Source organism: Kitasatospora sp. NPDC058162, from assembly GCF_042884005.1.
GTDB lineage: Bacteria > Actinomycetota > Actinomycetes > Streptomycetales > Streptomycetaceae > Kitasatospora.
The window spans coordinates 72,287-79,048 of sequence record NZ_JBHVUS010000043.1 but is presented as its reverse complement, the minus strand read 5'-3'; the positions used below and the strand labels follow the sequence as shown (position 1 = coordinate 79,048).

Genomic DNA, 6,762 nt, shown 5'->3' with positions numbered 1-6,762 from the left:
AGGGGGCGGTGGAGGGGGTGGGTGCGGAGAGGGGCGTGACGGGTGATTTTCAGACCGCCAACGGTCTCAACACCCCACCCACAGGGTCGGCGGTCCGAAAATCATCCAGCCCCCGGAGCGCCCACCCCCGGAACCGCCCCCGGACCCACCCACCCTCCCGAAAGCCACCCACCCCACCCAAGCCCCGCGCAGCGGAACCCCCATCCCCCGGACAGCCCCGCCCACTGGCCCCCCCACCACCCCCCTTGTGAACTGGTGCTCGAACACCATCCAGGTCCAAGAACAGAGCGGGGATCGAAATGCGTTGGGGAACCGCAGCCGTCGTGGCGGCCGCCGCCGGGGCCGCCGTCCTGGTGATCGGCCGCCGGGCCTCCGAGCGAATGGTCCGTCCGGGGGCGGGGCCTGGGGGTGTCGGGCCGGAGTCCGGGCCGGTGCTGGTGCAGAGCCTCGCGGCCGGCCGGGTGACGTTCAGTCGCCGTCCGGACAGCCTGCGGCCCGGCCGTTGGGCGGTCGAGTGGGACGACAACGGGCACGCGGTGGTGGAGGAGGTCCTGCACAGCGACGAGCAGGGCGTCACCCGCCGGCTGGTCCGGGCGGATCGGGGCACCCTGACGCCCGGGACGGAGGTCCGCTTCACCCCGCGGGTGTACCTCGGCGACCCGACGTCCGCGCTCGGCCTGGCCTTCACGGACACCACCGCCGAGGGCGAGCTCGGCGCGCTCCCGGTCTGGCTGCTCGGCGGCAAGCGCGGGACCTGGGTGATCCTGGTGCACGGCCCGGAGTCCGACCGTCGGCAGGTCCTCCCGGTGCTGCCCGTCCTGCACCGCCTGGGCCTGCCCGCGCTGGCGGTCACCTACCGCGGCGACGAGGGCGCCCCGGCCTCCCCGGACGGCTACAGCCACTTCGGCGAGACGGAGTGGCGGGACGTCGAGTCGGCGATGCGGCTGGCGCTCGACAACGGCGCGGGCCGGGTGATCCTGTACGGCTGGTCGGTGGGTGCGACGACGGTGCTGCAGACGGCGGCCCGGTCGGCCTGGGCCCAGGCGATCAGCGGGATCGTGCTCGACTCGCCGGTCCTCGACCTGCCCGCCTCGGCCCGCCGGGACGCCGCCCGGGCGGGCTTCACCGGGGTCTCCGCCGAACTCGGCGCGCTGGCGGCGGAGGGCCGTACGGGCGTCGACCTGGCGGACTCCTCCCGGCTGGCGGAGGGCGCGGACCTACGGGTCCCCACCCTCGTGCTGCACAGCCCGGACGACCGGATCGCGCCGATCGACGCGGTGGAGCGCCTGGCCGCCGCCCGCCACGACGTGGTGAACCTCCAGCGCTTCCCGGGCGCCGAGCACGCGGCCCTCTGGAACTCGGCCCCGGACCACTACACCGAACTCCTCCGCCGCTGGCTGACCCCTCTGCTCTGACTTTGCTCTGACGTCGCTCAGCAACCCTGAATACCGCGACAAAAGAGGGGCACAATTTGCTCCCCAATTGCCCCCCACACAGTGCCCTCGGCAAAGCCCCCCACCGCACCAGAAGTCGACCCCGCCGACTTCCCGTGCACCCCCGCCCTCCCACAGGCACATGCCAACTGGCCGGATCCCACCCCTCCGCTTCAGCCGCCCCCCACCCCCCACCACCCCCGCGAAACCCCACCCCCACACGCAGCGTGACCGCCCGAACGAGAAGCGCAACGCACCAAAAGCACCCTGGCATGCCCCCGCCACACGTTTCCGGCCAGGCGGTTTGCCGCTGTTGCCCGATCTTGCGGAGGTGCTCTCCCCGCTCGAGCGGTCGTACGGACAACCGGATGTGACAGAAGGCCCGTACAAGGGGAAGACTGCTCGACGTGACGTCTCGGAACCCGCGCGACCGTGATGCCCCGCTCCCGCCGACGATCGGTACCGGTGCGACGGTGACCCGTCTCCCCGGTACGGCCAACCGGCCTTCCGGTGGCAGGCCGGGCGGGGTCGGTGTACCCCGCCGCCGGGGGCCCGCTCCGGCGCCCGGCCGGGGCCGGGTTCCGGTGCCGGAGGGCTTCCCCGCGCCGGCCGAACTCGCCCCGCTGGCCCGTCGGATGCTGGTGGACGCCGTCCGGATCGCCCGTTGGGCCGGGGAGCTGGCGGAGGTCGACAAGCGCGGCGAGCTGCTCCCGGAGGACGCCCGGGCAGCCGGTCGTGCGCTGGCCATGACGGTCGGCGCGGCGGCCAAGGCCTGGGGCCAGGCGCTGCTGGTGGGCCTGGTGGAGGCCCGGGACGGCGGAGCCGGCCCCGGCTGGCGCCTGCACGCCTGGGAGCACGACGACGAGGCCGTGGTGCGCGGCTGGTCCGGCCTGTTCGACGCCTGGACGCTGCTCGCCCCGGTGCCGCCCGCCGCGTTGCGCGGGGTGTTCGCCGTCCTGGCCGGTCAGGCCGTGGACCAGGCCCCGCAGCTGCTCTCCTTCCTGCACCTGGTGGACGGCCCGGTCGCCGACAGCGAGCTCCTGGAGCTGCTGCGCCGCGGCCTGGACGAGCGCCGGGTCGGCGGCAGCGGGGGCGCGGGCCTGTCGCCCGTGCCGCACGCGGCCTCCGCCGTGTCGGCGGTCCGCGGCACCTGCCGGGCCCCGCAGATCGACACCCCGCCCGCGCCCTCCGACGTGGCCGCCGTACTGGACTGGATGCTGGACGGCCTGACGGCGGTCGGCGCCGTGGTGCGCCGGAACGACGCCGCCGAGCTCTCCCCGTTGGGCCACTGGGCGGTCCGGGCGAAGCTGGAGGAGATCTGCACCGTCGCCCAGACGGCGGCCGGGCACATCGAGCAGAGCGCCTTCGAGCTGCTGAACGCCTGCGCGGACTACTCGCCGGGCCCGGCCCGGGCGGAGTTCCGCGCCTGGGTGGCGGCCCGTCCGGCGGACCGCGCGGTGGCCGAGCTGCTGGACGCGGCCCGGGGCGATGACGCGCTGGTGCGCGGCCTGGCCTTCGAGGCGCTGCGGGTGGCCGGCGGACCGGCCGAGCAGGCGGTGCGCGCGGCGGTGGACGCGCCGGTGCTGCGCCCCTACGCGCTGCTGTGGCTGGCCGAGCGCGCCGACGAGGGGGTCTCCCCGGCGGACGTGCTGGGCGCCGAGGACGCGGCCTGGCTGTGGGTGGACACGGCGGCGGCGGTGCTGGACCACGGCGAGACGGAGCTGCTGGTGGGGCACGTCGAGGGCGCTGCGGCGGGCGATCCGGTGCGGCTGTTCGCCCGGGCCCGGCAGTCCGGGCACCCGCGGGCGGCCTCGGTGCTGACGGCGGTCTCGGGGGTGCACCCGGACCCGGGTGTGGCCCGGGCGGCCCGCCGCTCGGCCTTCAGCGTCCACACCGGCGGCGCCTAGCCCCCCGCCCGACCGTACGAGCACAGCAGAAGGGCCCGGAACCATCAGGTTCCGGGCCCTTCCCACATCACGAAGTGACTCAGCCGAGCCGCGACTCCGCCCGTCGGGCGCGGACGTCGCCGACCTTCTGCCCGACCTTGCGCCGGATGACCAGCAGCGGCGCCATCGCGGCGAGCGTGATCTGGGCGAAGGCCCCGACGTGCATCAGGGTGTCGCCACCGGGCAGCCCGGTCGCCCAGGCGGCCAGGCAGCCGATCGCCACGACGACCCAGCAGAGCGTGGCGGTGGCCAGCAGCCCCTGGGGCTTCGGGTACTCGATCCGGCTGACCATCAGGTACGCGGCGCCGAAGATGGCGAGCAGACCGGGCAGGAACGGCGGGTCGAGCAGCACGATGGCGATGACCGTCATCGCGCCCATCGGGCAGGGCATGCCCTGGAACACCCCGGGCCGCATCTTGACGGCCGAGAAGCGGGCCAGCCGCAGGACCACCGCGAGCAGCACGGTCAGCGCGATCAGCGCCGAGAGCTTGGTGTTGGAGCCCTGGGAGACCATGCCCCAGACCGCGACGAAGTAGGCCGGCGCGATGCCGAAGCTGATCAGGTCGGCCAGGTTGTCGAGTTCCGCTCCGAGGGCGGAGGAGCGGAGCTTCCGCGCCACCAGGCCGTCGAAGAGGTCGCACATCGAGCCGATCAGCAGCAGCGTCACCGCGGTGGCGGCGCTGTGCCGGTCCGGAGCGGCGTCCGGGTTGGTGATGTGCGGGACCAGGACCCCGGTGGTGATCGAGTAGATCGCCAGGAAGCCGCAGACGGCGTTCCCCAGGGTCAGGAAGTCGGCGGTGGACAGGTGCTGCGGGGAGCGCGGGGCGCGCAGCTCGCGGTCGCGCGCCCAGCGGCGACGGCGCAGGGCCGTCTCCTCGTCGTCCAGGCCGACGATTGTTTCAGGATCAGTCACGGTCAAGGCGCGTCACCCCGGCTGTGGTCTTCTGGCCGACCTCGACGCCGACCTCGACGCCGGCCGGCAGGTAGGTGTCGACCCGGGAGCCGAACCGGATCAGACCGATCCGGTCGCCCTGCTCGACCTTGGTTCCGGCGGCCACGTACGGCACGATGCGACGGGCCACGGCCCCCGCGATCTGCACCATCTCGATGTCGCCGAGCTCGGTGTCGAAGTGCCAGACGACCCGCTCGTTCTGGTCGCTGTCCTTGTTGAACGCCGGCACGAAGCCGCCCGCGACGTGCTCGACCGACGTCACCGTGCCCGGCAGGGGCGCGCGGTTGACGTGGACGTTGAGCGGGCTCATGAAGATCGCGACCCGGGTGCGGCCGTCCGGCCAGGCGTCGATGCTCTGGACCACGCCGTCGGCGGGGGAGATGACTCTGCCGGTGCCGATCTCACGCTCGGGGTCGCGGAAGAACCACAGCATGCCCGCGCCGAGCGCGCAGGCCGGTACCGCGGCCAGGGCCCACTTGCCGTTGCGCCGGGTGAGGGCGGTGGTCACGGCGGCCGTGGCGAGGGTGGGGACGAACCAGGGGGTGGCTCCGCGCGCGATGGTCACGCGGGGTCGCCGACCGGCCGCCTGGGCTGCGAGGGCATCGCGGTCCGTGACGGAGGTGTGAGGGGACGGGCTGATGGGCATCGAAGACCTTTGTCGCGGGGGATCATGGCCGCTGGACGGGGGCCACCGCGGGATCGGTAATAGAGGGACGGCTTGCTGTCCCGGTGGATGCTATCGGGAGCACACGGTGGGTGGGCAACCCGCCTGCTCGTTCATGTGTCCGGTGGGAGTGCGTACGCGCATCCCACCTCTACGACCGTAGCTCGCCCCGGTCCGGTTCCCAAGGGACCTGACAGGGCTGGTGACTCTTGTCTCAGCAGGGGTGCGGCCGGAACCCGGTGGGGGACACGGGCCGTAGCGGGTGGAAGTAGGTGTACGGAAGCGGCCGCAGGGCGCGTTGCTGCAGCTGTACGCCCTGCGGCCGCTTTCCGGAGGCCGTGCCGGGCCCAGGCGGACCAGGCCGGGCCGTGAGATGGCACGGCGCTCTGCCGGGACGGGCCCGCACGCCCGTCGACCGGCGGTTCCTGAGGGGGCCGCCCGTCAATCCGGGCGGCCCCGCAATCACTCGGCGGTCCCCGCGCTCAGGCGGGACCGGCCGTCACTCGGCGATCTTGTACTCCTCCAGGAGCCGGCGTCCGACGATCATCTTCTGGATCTCCGCAGTTCCTTCACCGATGAGCAGCATCGGGGCCTCGCGGTAGAGGCGCTCGATCTCGTACTCCTTCGAGAAGCCGTAGCCGCCGTGGATCCGGAAGGCGTCCTCGACGACCTCCTTGCAGTACTCCGAGGCCAGGTACTTGGCCATGCCGGCTTCCAGGTCGTTGCGCTCGCCGCTGTCCTTCTTGCGGGCGGCCATGACCATCATCTGGTGGGCGGCCTCGACCTTGGTGGCCATCTCGGCGAGCTTGAACTGGATCGCCTGGTGCTCGGCGATCTTCTTGCCGAAGGTGGAGCGCTGCTGGGCGTAGGAGATGCCGAGCTCGAAGGCGCGGCGGGCGACGCCGCAGCCGCGGGCGGCGACGTTGACCCGGCCGACCTCGACGCCGTCCATCATCTGGTAGAAGCCGCGGCCCGGGACGCCGCCGAGCACGCGGTTGGCCGGAATCCGCACGTCCTGCAGCACCAGCTCGGTGGTGTCGACGCCCTTGTAGCCCATCTTCTCGATCTTCCCGGGCACGGTGAGGCCGGGGACGGTCGGGTTCGGGCCGAAACCGGCCGTCTTCTCGATCAGGAAGGTGGTCATGTTCTTGTACGGGGAGCTGCCGCCCTCGTCGGTCTTGCACAGGACCGCGACCAGGGTGGAGGTGCCGCCGTTGGTGAGCCACATCTTCTGGCCGTTGAGGACGTAGGAGTCGCCGTCCTTGACGCCCTTGGTGGAGATCGCGGAGACGTCGGAGCCGAGTCCGGGCTCGGACATCGAGAAGGCGCCGCGGATCTCGCCGGCGGCCATCTTCGGCAGGAAGTAGTCCTTCTGCTCCTGGGTGCCGTGGGCGTTGATCATGTGCGCCACGATGAAGTGGGTGTTGACGATGCCGGAGACCGACATCCAGCCGCGGGCGATCTCCTCGACCACCAGGGCGTAGGTGAGCAGGGATTCGCCGAGGCCGCCGTACTCCTCGGGGATCGTGAGGCCGAACAGCCCGAGCTGCTTCATGCCCTCGACGATGGCGGTCGGGTACTCGTCCTTGTGCTCCAGCTCGGTCGCGACCGGAATGATCTCCTTGTCGACGAAATCCCGCACGGTGGCGAGGATGTCCCGCTGAATCTCGGTGAGGCCGTCGGTCTGTGCGAGGCGTCCCATCGTGCGGCTCCGGAATGTCTGAAACGGGCGGGGGGGGGGATTTCCGGGGGCCCTGCCGGCGTGGC

The 6,762-nt window shown here is 72.8% G+C and carries 5 protein-coding genes; 2 read left to right on the top strand and 3 right to left on the bottom strand.

Translation table 11 applies throughout. The features are described from left to right. The first annotated feature begins 299 nt into the window (after positions 1 to 299). Positions 300 to 1,415, top strand: coding sequence for an alpha/beta hydrolase family protein (locus ACFVXG_RS40790; protein WP_387935405.1), 1,116 nt, complete (start codon positions 300 to 302; stop codon positions 1,413 to 1,415). Between the two features lie 602 nt (positions 1,416 to 2,017). Then, the gene (locus tag ACFVXG_RS40785) at positions 2,018 to 3,340 is read left to right on the top strand and encodes a hypothetical protein (protein ID WP_350506741.1); all 1,323 of its coding nucleotides are present in this window, start codon (positions 2,018 to 2,020) and stop codon (positions 3,338 to 3,340) included. Between the two features lie 79 nt (positions 3,341 to 3,419). Here ACFVXG_RS40785 and ACFVXG_RS40780 read toward each other — a convergent pair whose 3' ends face one another. The 3 genes from ACFVXG_RS40780 to ACFVXG_RS40770 all read right to left on the bottom strand — a co-directional run bounded on the left by ACFVXG_RS40780 (position 3,420) and on the right by ACFVXG_RS40770 (position 6,697). Next, positions 3,420 to 4,298, bottom strand: coding sequence for a CDP-alcohol phosphatidyltransferase family protein (locus ACFVXG_RS40780; protein ID WP_380463542.1), 879 nt, complete (start codon positions 4,296 to 4,298; stop codon positions 3,420 to 3,422). Continuing rightward, positions 4,285 to 4,977, bottom strand: coding sequence for a phosphatidylserine decarboxylase (locus ACFVXG_RS40775; RefSeq protein WP_387935403.1), 693 nt, complete (start codon positions 4,975 to 4,977; stop codon positions 4,285 to 4,287). Before ACFVXG_RS40775 ends, ACFVXG_RS40780 begins: the two co-directional genes overlap by 14 nt. Before the next feature lie 517 nt (positions 4,978 to 5,494). Then, positions 5,495 to 6,697, bottom strand: coding sequence for an acyl-CoA dehydrogenase family protein (locus ACFVXG_RS40770; RefSeq protein WP_350506743.1), 1,203 nt, complete (start codon positions 6,695 to 6,697; stop codon positions 5,495 to 5,497). Positions 6,698 to 6,762 lie beyond the last annotated feature (65 nt).